Annotated in this window: 19 protein-coding genes and 1 tRNA gene; 7 read left to right on the top strand and 13 right to left on the bottom strand. The window is 41.7% G+C overall.

From position 1 onward, the window contains the following. The first annotated feature begins 20 nt into the window (after positions 1-20). On the top strand, positions 21-1,739 hold the full coding sequence (locus O4M77_RS04340; protein ID WP_159122812.1) for a flotillin family protein: 1,719 nt from the start codon (positions 21-23) through the stop codon (positions 1,737-1,739). Between the two features lie 101 nt (positions 1,740-1,840). On the opposite strand, the gene sucD is transcribed toward O4M77_RS04340, so the two are convergent. The 9 genes from sucD to sdhC all read right to left on the bottom strand — a co-directional run bounded on the left by sucD (position 1,841) and on the right by sdhC (position 13,871). Next, a complete protein-coding gene (sucD, locus tag O4M77_RS04335) occupies positions 1,841-2,731 on the bottom strand; it encodes a succinate--CoA ligase subunit alpha (protein WP_004782969.1) in 891 nt (296 codons plus the stop codon). Positions 2,732-2,742: 11 nt separating this feature from the next. Then, entirely contained in the window at positions 2,743-3,909 is a 1,167-nt protein-coding gene (gene sucC, locus O4M77_RS04330) for an ADP-forming succinate--CoA ligase subunit beta (protein ID WP_004782971.1), read from the bottom strand. A gap of 184 nt (positions 3,910-4,093) precedes the next feature. Continuing rightward, the gene (gene lpdA / locus O4M77_RS04325) at positions 4,094-5,527 is read right to left on the bottom strand and encodes a dihydrolipoyl dehydrogenase (RefSeq protein WP_004782973.1); all 1,434 of its coding nucleotides are present in this window, start codon (positions 5,525-5,527) and stop codon (positions 4,094-4,096) included. 60 nt (positions 5,528-5,587) lie between these two features. Next, complete coding sequence (gene odhB / locus O4M77_RS04320; protein WP_005234619.1) at positions 5,588-6,808, bottom strand: 2-oxoglutarate dehydrogenase complex dihydrolipoyllysine-residue succinyltransferase; 1,221 nt, start codon at positions 6,806-6,808, stop codon at positions 5,588-5,590. 18 nt (positions 6,809-6,826) lie between these two features. Further along, positions 6,827-9,649, bottom strand: coding sequence for a 2-oxoglutarate dehydrogenase E1 component (locus tag O4M77_RS04315; protein ID WP_180104507.1), 2,823 nt, complete (start codon positions 9,647-9,649; stop codon positions 6,827-6,829). Between the two features lie 822 nt (positions 9,650-10,471). Continuing rightward, a complete protein-coding gene (locus O4M77_RS04310; protein WP_004782977.1) occupies positions 10,472-11,182 on the bottom strand; it encodes a succinate dehydrogenase iron-sulfur subunit in 711 nt (236 codons plus the stop codon). A 14-nt stretch (positions 11,183-11,196) separates the two neighbouring features. After that, complete coding sequence (locus O4M77_RS04305; protein WP_004782979.1) at positions 11,197-13,095, bottom strand: FAD-binding protein; 1,899 nt, start codon at positions 13,093-13,095, stop codon at positions 11,197-11,199. A gap of 12 nt (positions 13,096-13,107) precedes the next feature. Further along, on the bottom strand, positions 13,108-13,473 hold the full coding sequence (gene sdhD / locus O4M77_RS04300; RefSeq protein ID WP_004782980.1) for a succinate dehydrogenase, hydrophobic membrane anchor protein: 366 nt from the start codon (positions 13,471-13,473) through the stop codon (positions 13,108-13,110). Continuing rightward, positions 13,473-13,871, bottom strand: a complete 399-nt coding sequence (gene sdhC, locus O4M77_RS04295; RefSeq protein WP_034705238.1) for a succinate dehydrogenase, cytochrome b556 subunit — start codon at positions 13,869-13,871, stop codon at positions 13,473-13,475. The genes sdhD and sdhC overlap by 1 nt, the downstream gene beginning before the upstream one ends. A gap of 1,004 nt (positions 13,872-14,875) precedes the next feature. Here sdhC and gltA point away from each other — a divergent pair. From gltA to O4M77_RS04280, 3 genes are all read left to right on the top strand, one after another. Beyond that, entirely contained in the window at positions 14,876-16,150 is a 1,275-nt protein-coding gene (gene gltA, locus O4M77_RS04290; protein WP_004782984.1) for a citrate synthase, read from the top strand. A 169-nt stretch (positions 16,151-16,319) separates the two neighbouring features. Then, a complete protein-coding gene (locus tag O4M77_RS04285) occupies positions 16,320-16,823 on the top strand; it encodes a hypothetical protein (protein ID WP_159122815.1) in 504 nt (167 codons plus the stop codon). 372 nt (positions 16,824-17,195) lie between these two features. Next, the gene (locus O4M77_RS04280) at positions 17,196-18,821 is read left to right on the top strand and encodes an NAD+ synthase (RefSeq protein ID WP_323713906.1); all 1,626 of its coding nucleotides are present in this window, start codon (positions 17,196-17,198) and stop codon (positions 18,819-18,821) included. A gap of 201 nt (positions 18,822-19,022) precedes the next feature. Here the strand turns inward: O4M77_RS04280 and O4M77_RS04275 are convergent. Further along, a tRNA-Met gene (locus O4M77_RS04275) sits at positions 19,023-19,099 on the bottom strand. Between the two features lie 325 nt (positions 19,100-19,424). Between O4M77_RS04275 and O4M77_RS04270 the strand changes: the two genes are divergently transcribed. Together O4M77_RS04270 and O4M77_RS04265 are read left to right on the top strand one after the other, a co-directional pair. Beyond that, entirely contained in the window at positions 19,425-19,838 is a 414-nt protein-coding gene (locus tag O4M77_RS04270; protein WP_081400934.1) for a hypothetical protein, read from the top strand. 417 nt (positions 19,839-20,255) lie between these two features. Then, complete coding sequence (locus O4M77_RS04265) at positions 20,256-20,696, top strand: universal stress protein (protein WP_004782991.1); 441 nt, start codon at positions 20,256-20,258, stop codon at positions 20,694-20,696. Positions 20,697-20,735: 39 nt separating this feature from the next. Here O4M77_RS04265 and O4M77_RS04260 read toward each other — a convergent pair whose 3' ends face one another. Beyond that, positions 20,736-21,032, bottom strand: coding sequence for an MGMT family protein (locus O4M77_RS04260; protein ID WP_284879869.1), 297 nt, complete (start codon positions 21,030-21,032; stop codon positions 20,736-20,738). A 65-nt stretch (positions 21,033-21,097) separates the two neighbouring features. After that, positions 21,098-22,597, bottom strand: a complete 1,500-nt coding sequence (locus tag O4M77_RS04255; RefSeq protein WP_004782994.1) for a cation:proton antiporter — start codon at positions 22,595-22,597, stop codon at positions 21,098-21,100. Positions 22,598-22,814: 217 nt separating this feature from the next. Between O4M77_RS04255 and O4M77_RS04250 the strand changes: the two genes are divergently transcribed. Further along, on the top strand, positions 22,815-23,369 hold the full coding sequence (locus O4M77_RS04250) for a hypothetical protein (RefSeq protein ID WP_179992116.1): 555 nt from the start codon (positions 22,815-22,817) through the stop codon (positions 23,367-23,369). Positions 23,370-23,418: 49 nt separating this feature from the next. Here O4M77_RS04250 and O4M77_RS04245 read toward each other — a convergent pair whose 3' ends face one another. Further along, on the bottom strand, positions 23,419-24,321 hold the full coding sequence (locus tag O4M77_RS04245; protein WP_284879837.1) for a neutral zinc metallopeptidase: 903 nt from the start codon (positions 24,319-24,321) through the stop codon (positions 23,419-23,421).

Here is a 24,321-nt window from a genome sequence, read left to right as displayed (position 1 = left end):
CCCAAAGAGACTTTATAACAATGCTAAATTTTGATTTATATAATGTTTTGATTATTGCGGGGATTATATTCGTTGGCCTAGTCACCTTCGGATTAATCATTGCGCGTTTATACCGTCGTTCCAGTAAAGAGATTTCCTTTGTACGTACCGGTTGGGGTGGTGAAAAAGTGATTTTAGGCGGCGGGGCTTTGGTGCTACCGGTGCTACATGAAATCATTCCAGTCAATATGAATACCTTGCGTCTGGAAGTCCGTCGTGCCGATGATCAGGCACTGATTACCCGTGATCGCATGCGTGTCGATGTCATGGCTGAATTCTATGTACGTGTGAAACCAACGGCTGATTCGATTGCTACGGCAGCACAAACTCTTGGTCAAAAGACCATGTCGCCAAATGAATTAAAGAATCTGGTTGAAGGGAAATTTGTCGACTCTTTACGCGCCGTTGCCGCTGAAATGGCCATGGAAGAATTACATGAAAAACGGGTCGACTTCGTACAAAAAGTACAGCAAGTGGTGTCTGAAGATCTGCACAAAAATGGTCTGGAACTGGAAACTGTTTCTTTAACAGGTCTGGATCAAACCGGCTTTAAATATTTCAATCCACAAAATGCTTTCGATGCTGAAGGTTTAACCAAACTCACTGAAACGATTGAAGATCGTCGCCGTAAGCGTAATCATATTGAACAGGATACAGATCTGGCCATTAAAGCCAAAAATCTGGAAGCTGAGCAAGCACGTCTACAAATTATCCGTGAAGAAGAATATGCCAAACTGCAACAGGAACGTGAAATTTCGATTCGCCGCGCTGAACAGTTAGCTGAAATTGCAGCTCAGGAAGCTGCAAAAAAACGTGAAGCGGAAGAAGCCCGTATTGCTGCTGAACGTGAAGTAGAACTGAAACGCATTCTGGCAGCTCGTGATGTTGAAAATGAAAACATTCAGAAAGCTCAGCTTATTCAAAAAGCCCAAGTTGAACAGAAGAAAACGATTGAACTGGCTGAACAGGATCGTGCAATTGCGATTGCAGAAAAATCCCGTGCTGAATCTGAAGCCAAAGCTTTAGCTGATCAGGCACGTGCTCAAGCGGTTAAAGCGGAAGAAGAAGTCGTCACTGTCCGCCAGATCCAGCAAGCAGAACGTCAAAAAGCGGTTGAACTGGTTGCAGCGAAAGAACAGGCTGAGAAAGATGCAATTGCCATTACCGTTGCAGCAGAAGCTGGCAAACAGGCAGCAGCTGATGATGCAGAAGCGGTTCGTATTGCCGCTGAAGCCGAAGCTGAAAAAGTTCGCCTGAAAGCTAAAGGTGAAGCGGATGCCAAAGTATTACTTGCTCAAGCGATGGAGAAACAGTATCAAGTCGATGCTGAAGGTACTCGCGCAGTGAATGAAGCAAATAATGTACTGTCATCTGAACAGGTGGAAATGCAAATCCGGCTAGCCATGCTGAAATACTTACCTGAAATCATTCGTGAAAGTGTTAAGCCGATGGAAAACATTGATGACATCAAGATTCTGCAAGTCAATGGCCTACATGGCACATATGCGGGTTCTTGCCAAGCAGATGCCCATCATGAAGGCGGCAATGTTGCCCTCTCCGATCAGGTGGTGAATAGTGCTTTGCGTTATCGTAGCCAGGCACCTTTGATTGATAGCCTGATGAATGAATTAGGCATTCAGGGTGGTGACATCAATGGGATGACTCAAAGCCTGAAAGCTAAAGCTGGTATAGATAACTAAATACTCAATTTTCGAATTATCATTTAGTTAGACTTTAATCTCCTTTTGCAACAATTATAAAAAAGCCCTCAATATTGAGGGCTTTTTATCAGCTTAATAAATTAAGCCAAACCTTTTTCTTTCAAAACCTCAAGCATGGTTGAACCCAACTCTGCAGGACTACGTGTATACGCCATTCCCGCGCGTTCAAAAGCTGCAAACTTCTCTTCAGCAGTTCCTTTACCGCCAGAAATGATGGCACCTGCGTGACCCATACGCTTACCTTTCGGCGCTGTTACACCAGCGATATAACCTACCACCGGCTTGGTCACATGCGACTGGATATACTCAGCTGCTTCTTCTTCCGCAGTACCGCCAATTTCACCAATCATGATAATGGCTTCAGTTTGCGGGTCTTCCTGGAACAGTTTCAAGCAATCAATCTGATTCATGCCTGGAATCGGATCACCACCGATTCCGATACAGGTTGACTGTCCAAGACCTAATTTAGTGGTTTGTGCAACCGCTTCATAAGTCAAAGTACCTGAACGTGAGATAATGCCGATCTTACCTGGCTGATGAATATGACCCGGCATAATCCCGATCTTACACTCGCCTGGCGTAATGATACCCGGACAGTTTGGACCGATCAGACGCGTACCATTACCATTGGTTTCCAGATAACGTTTAGCTTTTAGCATATCCAGTGTTGGTACACCTTCAGTAATCACAACAATCAGCTCAATACCTGAGTCAACAGCTTCTACAATAGAATCGAGGACAAAAGGTGCAGGCACATAAATCACAGAAGCATCAGCTTGAGTTTCTTGCACCGCTTCACGCATAGTATTAAATACTGGCAGATCCAGATGTGATTGACCACCTTTACCCGGTGTTACTCCACCAACAACTTTAGTGCCGTAGGCAATAGCCTGTTCAGAGTGGAATGTACCGTTCTTGCCTGTAAAGCCTTGGACTAAAACTTTGGTGTCTTTATTAATTAATACGCTCATTGTGATACTCCTTAAGCTTTTACTGCAGCAACAATTTTTTCTGCAGCATCGGCCAAGCCATTTGCAGAAATCAATTTCAAACCAGATTCATCCAGTAACTTGGCACCAAGCTCTGCATTGTTCCCTTCAAGACGAACGACTACAGGTACAGTGACATTTACCTCCTGAACCGCTGCAATAATTGCCTCAGCAATCATGTCACAACGTACAATTCCACCAAAAATATTAATCAAGACACCTTGTACAGAAGAATCTGCCAAGATAATTTTAAATGCTTCGATGACACGCTCTTTGGTTGCACCACCACCTACATCCAGGAAGTTAGCTGGTTGACCACCATAAAGCTTGATAATGTCCATGGTTGCCATCGCAAGACCGGCACCATTGACCATACAACCAATATTACCCTCTAAAGCAACATAATTCAGGTCAAATTCAGATGCTTTCAGCTCACGCTCATTTTCTTGTGATTTATCACGTAAAGCAGCAACTTCAGGCAGACGGTATAGCGCATTTGAATCAATACCGACTTTGGCATCGACACAGAGAATGTCACCATTTTCACGAACAGAGAGTGGGTTAATTTCAAATAAAGCAAAATCATTTTCGACAAAGGCTTGGTAAGCAGCTGTCATGACTTTAACAAATTGATTGATCTGGCTATCTTTTAACTTAAGTGCAAACGCCACTTCACGCGCCTGAAATGGCAATAATCCTACTAAAGGATCAACTTCGACTTTAATGATTTTTTCAGGATTTTCTTCTGCAACTTTTTCAATTTCGACACCACCTTCAGTGGATGCCATGAAAGTAATACGACGGCTAGAACGGTCTACCACTGCACCTAAATAGAGTTCACGCTCGACCGGATAAACATCTTCAGAAACCAAAATACTATTGACTGGTTGACCATTTGCATCGGTTTGATAGGTCACTAAACGTGAACCAATAATCTGATTGGCATATTCAGCTGCTTCTTCAGCCGACTTTACCACTTTTACCCCACCCGCTTTGCCACGACCACCTGCGTGAACCTGCGCTTTTAATACTGCAAACTTCCCACCAAGCTGCTCAAAAGCATGTACTGTTTCTTCAGCATTGGTAGCAAGAATACCTTCTTGTACAGGCATCCCATATTTTTTTAATAACGCTTTTGCTTGATACTCATGTAAATTCATTGATTAACCTTTTACTACTTATTTGACTTTGTTATTACACGTTTTCCCAATATTTCTTGGTTCACATCAATCAATATTGGTATTTTTGGATCTTAGATTTTACTTATCTTTATTTTTAGATGATTATTCATTCAAAAACAACCACCAAATGTAAAAAGAGCGGCCTGAGCCGCTCTTCGAAGAATTACTTACGCTTACGTTGGATCGCGTGGATCGCACGACCATCGACTGCAAGAGCAGCTTCATGTACGACTTCAGAGAATGTTGGGTGACCGAAAGTCATCAACTGTAGATCTTCAACTGAAGAGACAAACTCAAGTGCGATCATACCTTGGTGAACGATATCAGACGCAGCAGGTCCAATCACGTGCATACCAAGTAGACGATCAGTTTTTGCATCAGCAACAAACTTCACGAAACCGGCACCTTCACCAGCAGCCAAAGCACGACCATTTACAGCAAAACCGAATTGACCAGTTTTCACTTCATGACCTTTTTCTTTGGCTTGCTCTTCTGTTAAACCTACCCAAGCCGCTTCCGGGTGAGTGTAGATGACAGAAATGATAGTATCGTAGTTCACTTGAGCAGCATGACCGTGGATACGTTCAACAGCCATTACGCCTTCTTCCATTGCTTTATGTGCAAGCATTGGACCACGTACCAAGTCACCGATTGCGTATACGCCTTCAACAGAAGTTGCACACCAGTCGTTTACCTCAACCAGACCGCGCTCAGTCAGTTTGATACCTGAGTCTTCAGCCAATAGGCCTTCAGCATAAGCACGACGGCCTACACAAACGATCAGCTTATCGAAAGTCTGCTCTTTGTCTTCGCCGCCCTGGCTGTATTTAACAGTCACTTCACGACCGTTAACTTCAGTACCAGAAACTTTTGCACCAATGCGGATATCAAGACCTTGCTTGGTCAGCAGTTTTTGGTAGTCTTTTGCCAATGCTTTGTCAGCCATTGGCAAGAATGCGTCCATTGCTTCAAATACAACAACTTCCGCACCCAGACGACGCCATACTGAACCAAGTTCAAGACCGATTACACCAGCACCAATCACACCAAGACGTTTAGGCACTTCTGGGAATTCAAGCGCACCAGTTGAGTCTACGATCAGGTCTTGATCTACAGGAGCAACTGGAATATTGACTGGTACAGAACCAGATGCAAGGATGACATATTTAGGCTCTAAAACCTGAGTTTCGCCTTCATGCGGTACGAACTCAACTTTTTTACCAGCAAGTAATTTACCAGTACCTTGTAACCATTCTATGCCATTACCTTTAAGTAACTGCGCAACACCACCAGTCAATTGTTCAACGACTTTGTCTTTACGCGCAAGCATTTTAGACAAATCGAAAGCAACTTCACCCGTTGTAATACCGTGGTCATCTAAATGCTTAACAGTATCTTCATAACGGTGAGAAGAATCTAGAAGTGCTTTAGAAGGAATACAACCGACGTTTAAGCAAGTACCACCTAAAGAAGGTTTACCTTTATGAATACGTTTTTCGATACACGCAACTTTAAAACCAAGCTGTGCAGCACGAATTGCAGCTTCGTAGCCACCTGGGCCACCACCGATTACAACTAAATCGAATTGTTGAGACATTATTCTCTCCAAAAATGGGCCTAGAGGATCACCCTAAGCCCATGGATTTATTCTTTAGAATTAAAGATCAAGGATCAGACGAGCTGGTTCTTCTAACAATTCTTTGATTGTTACAAGGAAACCTACAGCTTCTTTACCATCGATTAGACGGTGGTCATAAGAAAGCGCTAGGTACATCATTGGCAAGATTTCAACCTGACCATTCACTGCCATAGGACGTTCCTGGATTTTATGCATACCCAGAATCGCAGTTTGTGGAGTGTTCAAGATTGGAGTTGAAAGCAATGAACCGAAAGTACCACCGTTGGTAATTGTGAAAGTACCACCAGTCATGTCTTCAATCGCAAGTTTACCTTCACGCGCTTTACCAGCGTATGCACGGATACCATTTTCAACTTCAGCATAGTTCATACGGTCTGTATCACGAAGTACAGGAACCACTAGACCACGGTCAGAAGAAACTGCTACACCGATGTCATAGTAACCATGGTAAACGATGTCATCGCCATCGATAGACGCATTCACTGCTGGATAGCGTTTCAGTGCTTCAGTCGCAGCTTTAACGAAGAATGACATGAAGCCTAGACGTGCACCATGACGTTTTTCAAACGCTTCTTTGTACTGGTTACGCATTTCCATGATTGGTTTCATGTTTACTTCGTTGAACGTAGTCAACATTGCTGTTTCTTGAGTTGCAGCAAGCAGACGTTCAGCAACACGTTTACGCAGACGAGTCATTGGAACGCGTTTTTCAATACGTTCGCCAACCGCAACGCTTAACGGTGCAGCAGCAGGCGCTGCAGGTTTAGACTGATGGTTCGCAACATCTTCTTTAGTAATGCGACCGCCACGACCTGTACCAGATACGTCAGCAGCATTGATACCAGATTCAGTCAATGCTTTACGTACTGCTGGAGCTTGGTCTTGAACCTGTTGACGCTCAACGATCGGTGCATTACCCGCTTCAGTTTTTGCAGCAGCTTGCTCTACTGATGCTTCAGTTTCAGATTGAACTGCTTGAGTTTGAGTTGCGCCAGATACGGCACCCTCTTCAAACTGTGCAATCACTTCAGCAGAAAGCACTGTATCGCCTTCATTTTTAACGATTGATGCAATTGTACCGTCTGCAGGAGCAACAACTTCTAAAACAACTTTATCAGTTTCAATATCACAGATCACTTCATCACGTGATACTGCTTCACCTGGTTGTTTGTGCCAAGTTGCGATCGTACCGTCCGCAACTGACTCTGGAAATACCGGTGCTTTAATTTCGGTTGCCATTATTTAGAATCTCCTGGATTATTCAGCATCGATCGCTAGAGCGTCGTTAACGAGCTGAGCTTGTTGTTTTGCATGCAAGTATGGTGAACCACACGCCGGTGCAGCTGAAGCTTCACGGCCTGCGTAACTAATACGGATTTGTTTGCCCGCTTTCATCACATCGTCATATAAACGAGGCGCGATGAACAACCAAGCACCTTGGTTTTTCGGTTCTTCTTGTGCCCAAACCAGTTCTTTCACGTTTGGATACTGAGCAAGAACTTCTGCAAGACGTGCTTCTGGGTACGGATACAATTGTTCAATACGTACAATTGCAGTGTTGTTCAATTCTTTTTCACGACGTTTTTCAACCAGATCGTAGTAAACCTTACCACCACACAATACCAGACGGGTTACGTCTGCTTTGCTGATGTTGTCTACTTCGTCGATCACAGTCTGGAATGTACCGTTAGCCAGTTCTTCCAGGTTAGACACCGCCAATTTGTGACGAAGCAATGATTTAGGTGACATGATGATCATTGGTTTACGGATCGGGCGGATTGCCTGACGACGTAACGCGTGGAAGATCTGTGCAGGTGTAGTTGGAGTCATCACTTGCATATTGTCTTCAGCACATAGCTGCAAGAAACGTTCCAGACGTGCAGATGAATGCTCAGGACCTTGGCCTTCGAAGCCGTGTGGCAGAAGCATAGTCAGACCACATACACGTTCCCATTTGGTTTCACCAGATGAGATGAACTGGTCGATCACCACCTGTGCACAGTTTGCAAAGTCACCGAACTGAGCTTCCCAGATGATCAGGCTCTTAGGAAGAGTAGTCGCGTAACCGTATTCAAATGCCAGTACTGCCATTTCAGACAATAAAGAGTCATAGATCGCAACACGCGGTTGGTTCTCTTTAATATGGCAAAGTGGAATATAAGTTGAGCCATCTACCTGGTTATGCAGTTTTGCATGACGGTGTGAGAATGTACCACGACCCACGTCTTCACCAGTTAAACGGACCAGATAACCATCATCTAGCAGTGATGCATAGGCTAGAGTTTCAGCAGCACCCCAGTTCAGCGGCATTTCACCAGTTTGCATTTTCAGACGGTCGTCAATTACTTTAGATACCTGACGCTGCATCACGAAGCCTTCTGGAAGCTCACGCATTTTGCGGCCAAGCTCTTTAAGACGTTCTAGATCGCAAGTAGTATCCCACTCGTCTGTGTATTCATGACCCAGGTAGGGTGTCCAGTCTACAAACATTTTTTTGTTCGGTTCTAGAACCAGTGCATTGGCAACATGTTTACCTGCTTCAAGATCAGAACGGTATTGTTCAACCATTTGATCTGCAGTAGCACGATCAAGTACACCTTCTTGAACCAGTTTGTCAGCATAAAGCGTACGAGTTGTCGCTTTTTTGCTGATCACTTGGTACATCATTGGCTGAGTTGCAGCTGGTTCGTCCGCTTCGTTATGACCACGACGACGGTAACAGAACATGTCGATCACAACGTCTTTACGGAAAGTATGACGGAAATCGTGGGCAAGCTGAGCAACAAACAACACAGCTTCAGGATCATCACCATTTACATGGAAGATCGGCGCCTGAATCATTTTCGCGATATCAGTACAGTATTCTGTAGAACGCGCATCACGTGGATCAGATGTGGTGAAACCAACCTGGTTGTTCACTACGATATGAACTGTACCACCTACTGTGTAACCACGAGTCTGTGACATCTGGAAGGTTTCTTGGTTTACGCCCTGACCTGCAAATGCAGCATCACCGTGAACAATGACTGGCAATACGTCATCACCGCCAATGTCTTTACGACGGACTTGACGTGCACGTACAGAACCTTCAACTACAGGTCCAACGATTTCAAGGTGAGATGGGTTAAACGCCAATGCCAAGTGAACTTCACCACCTGGAGTCATCACGTTAGAAGAGAAACCTTGGTGATACTTAACGTCACCAGAACCTTTCTTGTGTAGTGATTTGCCTTCGAACTCACCGAACAGGTCAGCCGGGTTTTTACCCATGATGTTAACCAGAAGGTTCAGACGACCACGGTGTGGCATACCGATTACGACTTCTTTACAGCCTACAGAACCGGCACGCTGGATCAATTCATTCACCATAGGAATGAAAGACTCACCACCTTCAACACCAAAACGTTTTGCACCCACGAATTTATTACCGAGGTATTTTTCCAGACCTTCAGCCGCAGTTAAACGTTCAAGAACATGTTTTTTCTGATCAGCACTCAGGCCATATTGACCACGTGCGCTTTCAAGACGTTGCTGGATCCAGCGTTTTTCTTTGGTATCCACGATGTGCATGTATTCAGCACCGATAGAGCTACAGTAAGTCGCTTCCATCGCTTGGACCATTTCGCCCAAAGTCGCTGCTTCCTTACCAATCGCAAGGTTACCGGTATTGAATATAGTGTCCAGATCAGACTGAGTTAAACCGTGCGCAGAAAGATCAAGATCTGGCACAACTTCGCGTTTAGCCAGACCTAATGGATCCAATTTTGCTTTTTGGTGGCCACGGTTACGGTACGCAGCAATCAGCTGTAAAACGCCAATTTGACGACGTTCATGCTCTGAACTTACTGTCGATTGGATAACAGGCTGAATACGGCTTGAATTGCGACCTAAAAGTAGGAATTGCTCACGTACATTACTGTGTGGTTGATCACCTTTTGGGAATTTATCGAAGTACGCTCTCCAGTCAGCACCCACTGAGTCTGGAGCAGTGAGGTACTGCTCATAAAGTTCTTCAATATACGCTGCACTATCAGCGGAAAGTTCAGTGTCAAGACGCAGAGCGTCAGCAACTTCTTGCATTTGTGGACCCATTTCCTATTGCAAAAACATTTTCAGGATGCTTTTTAAGCAAAACCCAGGATTAGTAATGTCAAATTGATAATTCAACATTAGTCCCCCATAAGGCATAAGCCATGAGGCGTTATCACCACACCAAGAAAATTCTTGATATGTTTAATGAACAATAACGCCCCTCAGCGGCATCATCACTCATTGAATACCCGATCGTGACCGAGCAATTTTTTGCAAATCGACTTAGAAAAAACAAAGATTTAAACTATATTTTTTCTAAAGCGACTTTGACTTACACTTATATACTATTCTCAACCTCTTCCGTGTTTAAAAAATGTACATCGGCCCACACATTTTTTAAATATAGTCTTGTGCTAAATGCTATCACGATCTCGACTAATCAATTGATTTTTTTGACGAGGAACGCATGTTTTTTAGTCAAATACTTCTATCAGAAATTACTCTAACATAGGGAGCTTTAAATGAAAAACACATTCAGCGTAGACCAAAGTCCTACATCTTTTTGATAAACAAAAAGAGAGTAAATCTTCCAATCCACTCCCTTTGCAACTTTGCGTTATATAATAACATTATTGAAAACCTTTTTCAGTCCAGAATTACATCTAAAAATCATAAATACCTCAAACAACGTCATAATAGTGCATAAATCCGACCAAAATGTTCTGCAATGATTCATTACCCGATTTGATCATATGAGATACAGCACCAATAACAGCAGTTTTCACGACCACTGTTCGTTTATGGAGCCCTATAAAGCAAAAAGCACACCAAGTGGTGTGCTTTTTAAAAAACTGTTTATTGCAGTCTAAATTAGCCAGCCATATCTAGAAGCATGTTACGGATGTGACCGATTGCTTTAGTAGGGTTCAAGCCTTTAGGACATACAGATACACAGTTCATGATACCTTTACAACGGAACAGAGAGAACGGATCGTCAAGACGAGCCAGACGCTCTTGAGTACCTGTATCACGCGAATCGATGATGAAACGGTATGCATTCAATAATGCTGAAGGACCCAAGAACTTGTCTGGGTTCCACCAGAATGATGGGCATGAAGTTGAACAACATGCACAAAGAATACATTCATACAGACCATTCAAGTGTTCACGTTCTTCAGGAGACTGCAGACGCTCTTTAGGAGGTGCAGGCTGGTTGTTGATCAAGAACGGATGAATCTTGTTGTACTGGTCGTAGAACTGGTTCATGTCAACTACAAGGTCTTTGATTACTGGAAGACCAGGTAGTGGACGAATCGTGATTTCATTTGGTAAATCGTTCAGGTTCCAAAGACACGCCAAACCGTTTTTACCATTAATGTTCACACCATCAGAACCACAGATCCCTTCACGGCATGAACGACGGAATGTCAAAGATTCGTCCTGTACTTTTAATGCAAGAAGCGCATCAAGCAACATACGGTGCTTATCAGTCAGTTCAAGCTTAAAAGTTTGCATATACGGTGCTTTATCCTTATCAGGATCGTAGCGGTAGATATGAAATGTACGAGTACCTCTACTCATCTTTAATCTCCTGATTAGAATGTACGTGGTTTCGGTGGAATTGCATCAACCGAAAGTGGTTTGTAACGCACTGGCTTGTACTCAAGACGGTTATCAGCAGAGAACCACAAGGTGTGTTTCATCCACTCGTCGTCACGACGGCCATATGGATACTCTGGGTGATCTGGTGGTAATTCGAAATCTACCACAGTGTGAGCACCACGACATTCTTTACGTGCAGCAGCTGAAATCAAGGTCGCTTTAGCAACTTCATACAGGTTTTCAACTTCTAGAGCTTCAATACGTGCAGTATTGAATACTTTAGATTTGTCTTTCAAGTGAATGTTGCGAACACGCGGCTCAATTGCAAGAATTTGTTTTACACCTTCTTCAAGCAGCGCAGTTGTACGGAATACACCCGCGTGGTCTTGAACGATGTCACGGATTGCATCAGCAACTTCTTGAGCATTCTCACCAGTTGTTGATTCATCCAGCTTACGAACACGCTTAATTGTGTTTTCAAGCACAGTTGTAGGAAGCGGTTCATACTCATCACCGTGGTGTTTAGTCACGTAGTCGATGATGTGCTGGCCAGCAGCCTTACCAAATACAACCAAATCAAGCAGTGAGTTTGTACCTAAACGGTTTGCACCGTGTACAGATACACATGAACATTCACCGATCGCATAGAAGCCTTTCACTGGTTTCGTGAAGTTGCGACCTTCTTGGTTAGTAGAATAGGTATCAGTATTCTTGTCGTAGTTCGTTACTAGAGCTTCAGATTCTGGAGACTCAGGAACAACTACCTGACCATGAATATTCGTAGGAATACCACCCATTTGGTAATGGATTGTTGGTACTACAGGAATTGGCTCTTTAGTAATGTCAACGTTCGCGAATTTCTTGCCAATCTCGAATACAGATGGCAGACGTTTCATGATGGTGTCAGCACCCAAGTGAGTCATATCAAGAAGGATATAATCGCCTTTAGGACCACAACCACGACCTTCTTTGATTTCCTGGTCCATAGAACGTGATACGAAGTCACGAGGAGCCAAGTCTTTCAGAGTGGGTGCATAACGTTCCATGAACGGTTCGCCGTCTTTGTTACGAAGGATTGCACCTTCACCACGACAACCTTCAGTTAACAGTACGCCTGCGCCCGCAACACCTGTAGGGTGGAATTGCCAGAATTCCATATCTTGTAATGGAATGCCTGCACGAGCTGCCATACCAAGACCATCACCAGTATTGATATAAGCATTAGTAGATGCACGGTAAACACGACCAGCACCACCTGTAGCGAATAATGTAGCTTTCGCCTGGAATACAGCAATTTTACCAGTTTCCTGATCGATTGCTGTCACACCCAGTACATCACCAGCTTCGTTACGGATCAGGTCAAGCGCGATCCATTCAACGAAGAACTGAGTACCCATTTTCACGTTGCTTTGATAAAGCGTATGAAGAAGAGCGTGACCTGTACGGTCGGCTGCAGCACATGCACGTGGAACTGCTTTTTCACCGTAGTTTGCAGAGTGGCCACCAAATGGACGTTGATAAATCGTACCGTCTGCGTTACGGTCAAATGGCATACCTAAATGTTCTAATTCGTATACCACTTGCGGTGCTTCGCGAGTCATGAACTCGATCGCGTCTTGGTCACCTAACCAGTCAGAACCTTTAACTGTGTCGTAGAAGTGGTAGTGCCAGTTATCTTCTTGCATGTTACCAAGAGATGCACCGATACCACCCTGCGCTGCTACAGTGTGAGAACGTGTTGGGAATACTTTAGTCAGTACCGCAACTTTCAAACCTGCTTGAGCAAGTTGGTAAGAAGCGCGCATACCAGAACCACCACCACCAACGATAACTGCATCGAAAGTTTCGTGTGGAATATTTGTGTAATCTTCTTTAGGGGTTATAGCGCCCATGATTGTTTCCTATCAATTCGCCCAAAAAATCTGGATTGCCCAGATCGCATATGCAAATACAGCAATAATCACTGCTGAAGTCAGTACAAGGCGTAAACCTGATGCTGATGGACCCATTTGACGAGTAGTCACATAGTCAGTGAATACCTGCCACATACCGATCCATGCATGCGCAACAAGAGATAAGACTGCCAACAAAGACATGATCTTCATTGGAACTGTCATCATAAAGCCGTACCATTGCTCGTAGTTGAAGCCACCATTCAGTAGGATCCAACCAAACACCACAACGGTATAAACAGCTAGAACTACAGCACTGATGCGTTGGACAAACCAATCACGAGAACCTGAACCTGTTAAACCAGTAGCACTTTTCATTAGAGTACGATCCATACAAATGCTGCAACAATACCGATTGCAGACAAGATTAATGAAATAGTAGCTGCAGTACGACCGCTTTGCAGTTCTTCTGCAACGCCGATATCTGCAAGTAAGTGCTTAATACCAGTGAACAAATGATAAATTAAGCCGGCTACAAATACCCATACGATAAAGCGGACAAAGAAACCGTTAAAGATTTCCTGCACTTCAGCAAAACCTTCTGCTGAAGACAATGATTTATCCAACAGCCACAAAAGGACCGGTACGAGTAAAAATACGATGACACCTGAAAGACGGTGTAGAATTGATGCAATAGCCACGGGTGATTTTAAGTTTACTTCTAAAACTTGACCCATGGACAAATTGACAGGTCTGTTGCTTTTCACAGCGGGCATCCTGTAGTTAAAAACTCCATCCGGAGTTTGTTGGAATTAATTCGAAGGAAAGCTGGCATTATCAGGCAAATACATGCCTAAACATAAAACGACACTGAATTATAAAACGTGAACTATTAAAATACAAACAACTGTATTTGGCTTTTTGAACAAAAAACCTTTAAATAAGAATCATTAACAACAACTTTAAGTTCTCCCCCACTTACTTTATCTTCATATTCTCATTCTAGATATTTGTTTTTTAATAATTAACTTGATTAATTTAGTCTGTTATCTAGCCAAGCTTTGACTAAGTAGATTTAGACTAAAGATGAACAGCAAAAATATAATTTCGATCCTAAGTCCTTATTAATCCCAAGTAAAATCATAAGGATATATTTCACAAATAAATAATGACTATTTATATAAAGGCATCTCAATTTAGAATTTTTATACTAAAACCTACTTATCTCTTTGTAGATCATAGTTTTTTTAATGTTTTTAGACATTTTATATTCAAAAAAACACTTATTTATTTTTGTTTAAGTTGTATTAAACAAAGTGAAGCAAATTTACGAGCTATTTTTTAGCCGATTAAACAGAGCCAAAAAGAAAATTTATTGCTTTTATTTATAATTCAAGTTTGAAGTAAAAACTTAAGGAAATCGATGTAAGTTACGAGATTTATATAATTTTAAGTTGCAGTCTTAGAATATTTTCTCAATTTCTCCTTTATTTTTTGCTAGGAAAAAACGCTTACAAATACGGCAAAGACTATATTTTTTTCTGCACCTTCTGTTCAATTTGACTTATTATAGAGGTTTGGTACTGTGATTTTATTAAACTTTTTATACCAAGATAAATGACTAAACCACTGTGAGAATGTCATTTTTCATCCATAAGTATAATTGACAAAATTTCAGTAGCCACTAATCTTATAGCAAATTTTTGATCCGTCCGTTTTGTGCATTAAAAGATTGATAGGCAACTCGGATATACATTCACCAGGACAGGAGATCTATTGAATGTCTGAAGCAACTGGCAAGAAAGCCGTTTTACAGCTTGATGGCAAAGAAATTGAATTACCAATTTACAGCGGCACATTGGGCCCAGATGTAATCGACGTTAAAGATGTGTTGGCTGCAGGTCACTTTACTTTTGATCCTGGTTTTATGGCAACAGCTGCATGCGAGTCTAAAATCACTTTCATCGATGGTAATAAAGGTGTTCTTTTACACCGTGGCTACCCAATTGACCAGTTAGCAACTAAAGCTGATTACCTAGAAACTTGCTACTTACTTCTTAATGGCGAGCTTCCAACAGCTGAGCAAAAAGAAGAATTCGACGCTAAAGTTCGTAACCACACTATGGTTCACGATCAAGTAAGCCGCTTCTATAACGGTTTCCGTCGTGATGCTCACCCTATGGCAATCATGGTTGGTGTTGTTGGTGCGTTGTCTGCGTTCTATCACAACAATCTGGACATCGAAGATGTTAACCATCGTGAAATCACTGCGATTCGTTTAATCGCTAAGATTCCTACTTTGGCAGCTTGGAGCTACAAATACACTGTTGGTCAACCATTCGTTTACCCACGTAACGATTTGACTTACGCTGAAAACTTCCTGTACATGATGTTTGCAACTCCTGCAGACCGTGACTACAAAGTAGATCCAATCCTTGCGAAAGCAATGGACCGTATCTTCACGCTTCACGCTGACCACGAACAAAATGCTTCTACGTCTACAGTACGTTTAGCTGGTTCTACTGGCGCTAACCCATATGCATGTATCGCTGCTGGTATCTCTGCACTTTGGGGTCCTGCTCACGGTGGTGCGAACGAAGCTGTTCTTAAGATGCTTGATGAAATCGGCACTGTAGAAAACGTTGCTGGCTTCATGGAAAAAGTGAAAACTAAAGAAGTTAAACTCATGGGCTTCGGTCACCGTGTGTACAAAAACTTCGATCCACGTGCGAAAGTAATGAAAGAAACTTGTGACGAAGTTCTTGGTGCTCTTGGCATCAACGATCCACAGCTTGCTCTTGCTATGGAACTTGAACGTATCGCGCTTTCTGACGAATACTTCATCAAACGTAACCTTTACCCTAACGTAGACTTCTACTCAGGTATCATCCTTAAAGCGATTGGTATCCCAACAGAAATGTTTACTGTGATCTTCGCGCTTGCACGTACAGTTGGTTGGATCAGCCACTGGTTAGAAATGCACAGCGGTCCTTACAAGATCGGTCGTCCTCGTCAGCTTTACACTGGTGAAGTTCAACGCGACATCAACCGTTAATTCGGTTAGCGTTGAAAGACGTAAAAACCACCCTTCTGGGTGGTTTTTTTATGACTGACAAAAACCAACACAACCAAGATGTGAAAAACTTAAAATAGTAAACCTGAAGAATTTTCAATTTCTACAAATTTCTAGAAATTACTCTTATATCGTTAAGGATTGAGTTTTAATGCTGTTTTACCTGCTTCCCTTCATCCTGAGAATGATTCGTTTTGATCAGTTTAAAAGCCGGAACTTAACTTCAGGGGAAATCAAGCTTTGCCAGCAAGTCTTTGCTGACCGGATTGACTATTCAGCAGTCCGTGTCATGAATCACCCTTTCCTGCCTTGGCAATCCAAGCATGTGATTATGGCACCAAGTGGTTATATTCACGTCCGCAACCTGAATTATCGGGACGATTATTCTAAAGAAAGCCGTTCTTATCAGGCGCTTTTCATTCATGAAATGGCGCATATTTATCAATATCAGCAGAATATTAATGTGTTGTTTAAGGGCGCTTTTTTACAAGCCGCTTATTTTTTAAGTATGGGAAAATATAATCCTTACAAATATCAATTTAATCCCAACAAATCCTTTTTAGACTATAACATTGAACAACAGGGAGATATTGCACGCGATATTTTTCTAAAAAAAATTCCCAATATTATTTTAAAAAATCAGATAAGCAGATGATATTGAATACTTTTCACTCAAGTATTCTGTTGATTTCTATTTATGAAAAATAAACTTATTTAAATCCAATTGAGTATTTTTGTGCATTTATCAGAATAAAAAAGCACCATAATAAGTCATTTTTGACCATAACTTTTGCATCTGTTTCAATTCTCCTGAAACAGCTCTAGCATCTGCCTCAAATTTCGATAAAATAAGCCAAGTATGATATTTTTAGCTCGCAAATCAAGATTTAATGATCATGCGGTCATGACTTTTTTAATTTTGGCCATTTGGCATTTTGTTCGTATCAAACTGCACTCAGCTGGATAATTAGAATTTTAAAAATCAGTGATTTAGTGTATTCACCTATAGGAATAGGACTTAATTGGAATGAAAAGTTTTAAAATTGCGATTGCTCAATTCTCTCCACATGTGGGCAATTTAGATGCAAATACGCAGACAATGATAGATTTGGCAAATCAGGCCAAAAAAGCTAATGCTGATCTTATTATTTTCCCTGAACTTTCAACTTTAGGTTATCCGGCTGAAGATTTATTAATTCGTCCAAGTCTGGCTAAACGTACAAAACTGGCGTTTGAGAAACTGACTGAAGTAAAAGATATCGTCATGGTCTTCGGTTTTGTCAATCAAACTGAAGATGGTGAACGTTATAACTCAGCAGCCGTCATGAAAGATGGTGAAGTTTTAGGGGTTTATAATAAGCAGACTCTGCCAAACTATGGTGTATTTGATGAGAAACGCTATTTTGGTGAAGGACATCAGCATCTGGTCTTCGAATATCTGGGACACAAGTTTGGTGTTCTGATCTGTGAAGATGTCTGGTCATTATCTACGGTTCAACAGCTGGCTCAATTGAATATTGATACTGCACTGGTTCTGAATGCTTCTCCATATGAAGTCGGCAAACCGCAACACCGTATCGATACCATGGCTGCGCTGGTCAAACAGTTGAATATCAATCTGGTGTACTGCAACCAGGTAGGTGGCCAAGATGATCTAATCTTTGATGGTACCAGCTTTGTACTCAATAAATCAGGCGAAGTGGCTCTGCAAGCACCTAGCTTTGAAAAAGGCCTGTATATCGCTGAATATGATGCAGAAAAATTAGAGTTCAGCAAAGGTACGATTACTCCAGCCCTAGAAACTATGGCCGAGATTTATCAAAGTCTGGTGATGGCAACCCGTGATTATGTACAGCGTTCAGGTTTCCCAGGTGTAATTCTGGGTCTGTCTGGTGGTATTGACTCTGCCCTGACTCTTGCCATCGCAGCAGATGCGATTGGCCCTGACAAAGTTCAAGCAGTGATGATGCCTTATACCTATACTGCTCAGATCAGTGTAGAAGATGCTACTGAACAGGCAAAAACCATGGGTGTAACTTTCGGTATTGCCGAGATTAACCCGATTGTAAGTGGCTTCTTGCAAACGCTGTATCCATTCTTTGGCAATGCCCCTGTAGATGCCACTGAAGAAAACCTGCAAGCACGTGCACGCGGTACGCTATTAATGGCGCTTTCTAACAAGTTCGGCAATCTAGTTCTGGCAACTGGTAATAAATCTGAACTTGCCGTTGGCTACTGTACGCTATACGGCGATATGGTGGGCGGCTTCGCGGTATTAAAAGATGTTTATAAAACCATTGTGTTTGAACTGGCGAAATACCGTAACAGCATCGCAGAAACTCCTGTGATTCCTGAGCGTGTCATTACTCGCCCACCATCAGCAGAACTTCGTCCAGATCAGGTCGATCAGGATTCATTACCGGCTTATGAAGTACTTGATGCGATTCTTTATGCTTATATTGAAGAAGATCTGAGCCAGGATGACATCATTGCCAAAGGTTTTGAAGCTGAAGTCGTGAAAAAAGTGATTCGTCTGGTTGATATTAACGAATACAAACGTCGTCAGGGTGCGATTGGTCCACGTATTAGCTCGCGTTCTTATGGTCGTGAACGTCGCTATCCGATCGTTAATGGTTGGAAAGCAGGTATCTAAGTTTTAACTAAACCAGATCAGCCATAATGCCCAAGTAAATGCTTGGGCATTTTTTATCTTTAAAAAATGATTCGGGTTAAAAAATAAAAAAGATTCAAAAATTTAAACAGACAGATATTTAGAAGAACTTTCTCTTAATTTTTTATTGATATTTTTATGGCACAAAAAAAGAGACCAAGCTGAGAGCTTGGTCTTTAAAAATGGTGGCTATGACGGGACTTGAACCTGTGACCCCCGCATTATGAGTGCGGTGCTCTAACCAACTGAGCTACATAGCCGTAAACTGTGTGCGCATTATCGTAATTTCAGGTTGTATCGTCAAGCATTTTAAACCACAAATGTTCAGTCTTTATGCAAATTAATCATAAACTCTTAAACTTTGTACAAATCATGCTTTAATTCGAAACCTATTAGCAAATACTATGAAAATTAGTATCTTTTTTTAAAGCCAAATCTGAATCAAAGTCGTATCACATAATATTTAATTTTAAGAATAACTTGCTGAAGAAAAAAAATAAAAAGTGAATCTAGGACCTTTTCCTATCGCTATAATGCTTTTCCAAATATGGCCAATAGTATCTCTGGATTAAAGCAAAACTGAAGATGACGAAATTCAAAATATACCTAAGCCTGCTCCTATTGAGTTTTATAAGTTTAGCCAATGCAACTGTTATTCATCCAAGCAGCAGATTTTCAGGATGTGATGATGTGAAAAGTTTGGCTCAAGAAGTCATGCTCTTTAGACTGAAAGGTGCACCACAGAAATGGATGATTCAGCAAATAAAACAGCACTACGGTACAGCGAATGATCTCCATACTCTGATTGGTATAAAACTTACTGAAAAAGCGTTTAAATATGAAATACCCCAAGATCAGTCTGGACGTTCCGCCTTAATTAAAAACTTTGCAATTGATCACTATAATGAATGTGAGAAATCCATTACAGATCGTGCTCAATTTAAAAAAGAAAATAACGGTATTAACCCACCCTTGGAAAGGGAAGTTTTAGAACACTAAAATTATGCTGATAGAAGGTTACTATTAGAAATAGCAGTCTATCTTTATGCAGTTTGATAGATTTTTCATTATTAAAATCTCAATTTTAAACCTGTTCCTATAGTTTTATATAACAGGGATTTTTTGAATCTAAAATTACAGGTAATAACGCAGTATTAAAATCAGATGGCTTTTTTAAGTTAGTTCATTAATATTCTAAAATCATATTATTTTAATCTCAAAATATAAATATAAATCAAAAACTTATAAAATATACCAACCATTAAAAATTATTGCTTTGTTAAACATAATACTGAGGTATTTACTTGGTTTTATTTTTATAAAATACGCGTTATGATCAAAGTATAAACAACAATTCGTATACGATTTTAACGCGTCATATTTTTATAAAACTTATTTCCGATAAGGAGAATTCTAATGTCATTTGAACATATTTTAGTACCCGTTGACGGTTCAGAAACTTCCTACGCTGCAGTCGATAAAGCTGTCGAAATTGCCAAAGCATTTAACAGTAAAGTGACAGTGGTTCAGGTGCTGGCACTTGATCCCTATATCGCTGCTGAATACATTACAGCAGCTCAAACCAATGACCTGGTTGAACGTGCCCGTACTGCAATTCTGAAGACACTTGATGAAGCGAAAGCGAAATTTGCTGCGGCAGGTATTGATGCAGAGACCCAGCTACTCGAAGGTCAGGTGATTTATAGTGAAATTGTCAAAGCAGCAGAATCCTTGAATACTGATCTGATTGTGATTGGCTCACATGGCCGTACTGGCTTCAAGAAACTGTTCCTGGGTAGTGTTGCGCAAAGCATCTTGGGACAGGCCAATGTTCCTGTAATGGTTATCCGTAAATAATAAAAAAATCCCCACTTCAATCAAGTGGGGATTTCTCTTTCAAACAAATCCATCCCATTGATACTGCTTTAAGCTGACCCGATTTCCAACACATAGAATTCCTTCTGCGCCTAATTTTTGCTGTTGAATATTATGTCCATATTCATCCAGTTTATTGAGACTGATCTTACCTTGAGCGTTCAGGACACGATGCCAAGGCAAATCGGTTTCTGTATCAAGCTGGCTTAAAACCCTACCTACCAGACGTGCATGTTTGGGCAAGCCAGCCAGCTTAGCGATCTGTCCATAGGTCGCTACCTTCGCATAAGGAATCTGGCTGACTACACTCAGAATCATTTGTGCCATTTCCTGGCTTGCACTTGATGTCATAGGCTTTCAATCTTGATAGAAAATTCTAATGCTTAGAAATTCTCCGGATTCTCTAAGCGTTTCACTTCTTGTACTTTGTCAGGATGATGCACGGTTGCTACACCATCGGCATCTTTCTTATCAATCAGCATCTCAGGCTGGAAGATGGTGATGGTTTCATTTCCATTTGCATCCTCCCCCACAATATACTGAAAACCGCGACGGTTCATCTTGTGGCACATCCGCTGATACCAGCCTTTAAAGCCTTGAGTTTCTTCATTCGGGTTGTAATAGAAAGCATTCATTACGGCTGGCAAACCTAGGCCACAAACCACCCCAGAAAGAAGTACCACAATGAAGGTATATCCAATCAGAATACTGCTATATGCTTCCAGTTGTGGAATATTGGCAACCGCCAGAATCAGAGCTAAGGAAATTCCGCCACGTACACCACCCCAAGACAGAATGGTTAAACTGCCATTATAACTTTTCTTACGCATTCTAGGGAATAATGCAAAAGACAGATGGTTGGCCAGGAAGCGTGCCAAATGCAGAATTATGAAAGCAACAATTCCGCCCAGAACCAGACTGGTGCTTAGATCAATAATGAACAGTTCCAGACCAATCAAGGTGAACAGGAAGGAATTGATAATCCCCTCTACCGTATGCCAGAAATGGTTTACATCACCGATGTCTGCATCAGCCAGAATTTCTTTCCATTTATTACCGACAATCAAGCCGCCAATTACACAGGCAATTGGTGCAGAAGCATGCGCCAGTAAAGCAACCAGATATGAACCACAAGCCAACAGTGCAGTAGTTAATATCAGTGATTCCATTTCATGCTTACCGCGCAGAATACGTAGAATCGCTAGACCAAAACCGATTCCGATCAAAACTGCCACGACAATTTCATAAAGCAATGTTTGCAGGACAGCGAGTACGGTAAAGTTTTCACCTTGCAGTACATTCAGTAAGGTCATAAATAATGCAATACACATCGCATCATTAAACAGCGACTCGCCTTCCAGCTTCACGATCAAATGATGGGGTGCGCGTACCGAACTGAGTACACCTTTAATCCCAATGGGATCCGTTGCTCCGAGCGCAGCACCCAGCAATAGTAGAACCAATATATCGACGTGGTTACCAATCAGGAACTGATAACCGTACAGCGCAATACCAAAGAAAACTGCACAGAAAACCAATGCCAGACTGGCCAGAATACCAATCGGCCGCCAGTGATTGCGTAAATCTGAAACCTTAAACTTCAATGCGGATGATGTCAGAATGAAACAGATCACACCATTAATCAGGAAGTCATAAAAATCGACATGGCGGACTGCTTTCTCAATATTATCAATATTGATGCTAAAAAATGGATTACCCTGTAACAGGCTGGCGCACCATTGCAGGATAAAAACAAAAATAGCGGAAACAATCGGCACACCAATGGCCTGAGGAAAACTTAGAACACGTTTGTTGAACATGGTAGTGGCAATTGACAGAGCAAAGACCACCGTCAACAGTTGTAAAAAAAAGAAACTTCCCATTAGGTTTCCTAAGATTTGGCAATTTGCAGCCGTGAGCTGAAAGATTTACTTGAAATATAAATTTAAAAAAAACAGTATATTTTAGCGGATCAAGTTTAGTCCCATTTTTTTTCGAATTAAGTTAAGTTTCTTTTCAATATTCACAACTGATGATTTAACATACAGCCTTAAAGCACTTTATTGCTCACCTCTTCTTTATATTTAGAAATTTTCTCCCATGCATCAAACTGTCAAAACCATATTCCGTCTGTGTCTCGCTGCTGTCATTTTTCTGGTCACACTTTCCTTGATGTTCACCTGTGTTGCCAAAGTTCAGGAAATTCTGAAAGCAGATCAACATTATCAGCAAGCCGTGAGCATTCCTTTAAAAAGCAGCGCCAAAGCGCAATATGTACTAGTGTCTAATAATCAACGTCCAGACAATGCCTTGTTTATCCTGATTGCCGGAAATGGTTATGTAGCAAAAATCAGCTGTGAGCATTATGCTGCCCTATGTACTGATGACTATAACCAGTCACATACCCGGCAGATTCAAAATGTTAATTTATTAAAAGCGAGAAATTATTTTTATATTGAAAATATTCAGTTCCAAGATAGTCGAACTGGTCAAATCACTACACTCAGCTATTCCAAAAATGAATTGAAGCAATTTTATAATAATGACATCAGCAATTTAAAATATATTCTCTTTGCGATTTCGCTATTTGCCTTGGCTGCCCTATTTGTCAGTATCAAGATTTTGAAAAACTTCCGTCGTTTTCTGGAAAAATAACTATTCAATCATGAGGGGAGCATTTGCTCCCCTTTTTTGATCTTTAGTTTTAGATATTTTGATTAAAAGTATCACAAGCAGACATTTGACCTGATTTCAGACCGGTATTAAACCATTTTACCCGCTGTGCACTGGTACCATGCGTAAAGCTGTCCGGCACGACATGGCCTTGTGCCTTTTTCTGCAGATAGTCATCACCGATCTTGTGTGCCGCATCCATAGCTTCTTGTACATCACCCTGCTCCAGGAACTGCGTACGCTCATGGTTATGATAAGCCCATACCCCAGCCAGACAATCCGCCTGTAGTTCTTGACGTACAGAAAGCTGATTGCCCTGAGCTTGAGTGGCTTGTTGACGTGCCTGCTGTACCTCTGAAGAAATACCTAAAATGGTCTGGATATGATGACCCACCTCATGTGCTACCACATAGGCTTGAGCAAAATCGCCTGCCTGATCATTGCGAGATAACTCGGTTGAGTTCTGTTCCCCGCTGATTCCCATTTGAGTACGCATATCTTTAAAGAATGCCGTATCAATATAAACTTTCTGGTCTGCCGGACAGTAGAAAGGTCCCATAGCCGATTGCGCTGTACCACAACCAGAATTTACTACCCCACTAAATAGAACCAGTTTAGGCGGAGTATATTGCTGGTTCAGCTGCTGCTGAAATACTTGAGACCAGGTATCTTCTGTATCGGCAAGGACAGTTCCTACAAAATCGATCGCTTCTTGCTGCTCTGGCGTTGGATTTTCCAGACCTCGTGTTTCTGCACTAGAAACACCTTGCGTAACTTGCTTGGTGGTTTGATAGGCTTGCTGTGGATCAACACCAAAAAATTTCCAGGCCACGAAAGCAATAATTAACCCGAGAATACTGATTCCACCGGCTTTGGCACCACCGCCACGACGGTCTTCTACATTGCTACTAACACGACGTCCTTTCCAGCGCAT

This window comes from Acinetobacter sp. YWS30-1 (genome assembly GCF_033558715.1).
Taxonomy (GTDB): domain Bacteria; phylum Pseudomonadota; class Gammaproteobacteria; order Pseudomonadales; family Moraxellaceae; genus Acinetobacter.
This window is presented reverse-complemented; position numbering and strand designations above follow the sequence as displayed.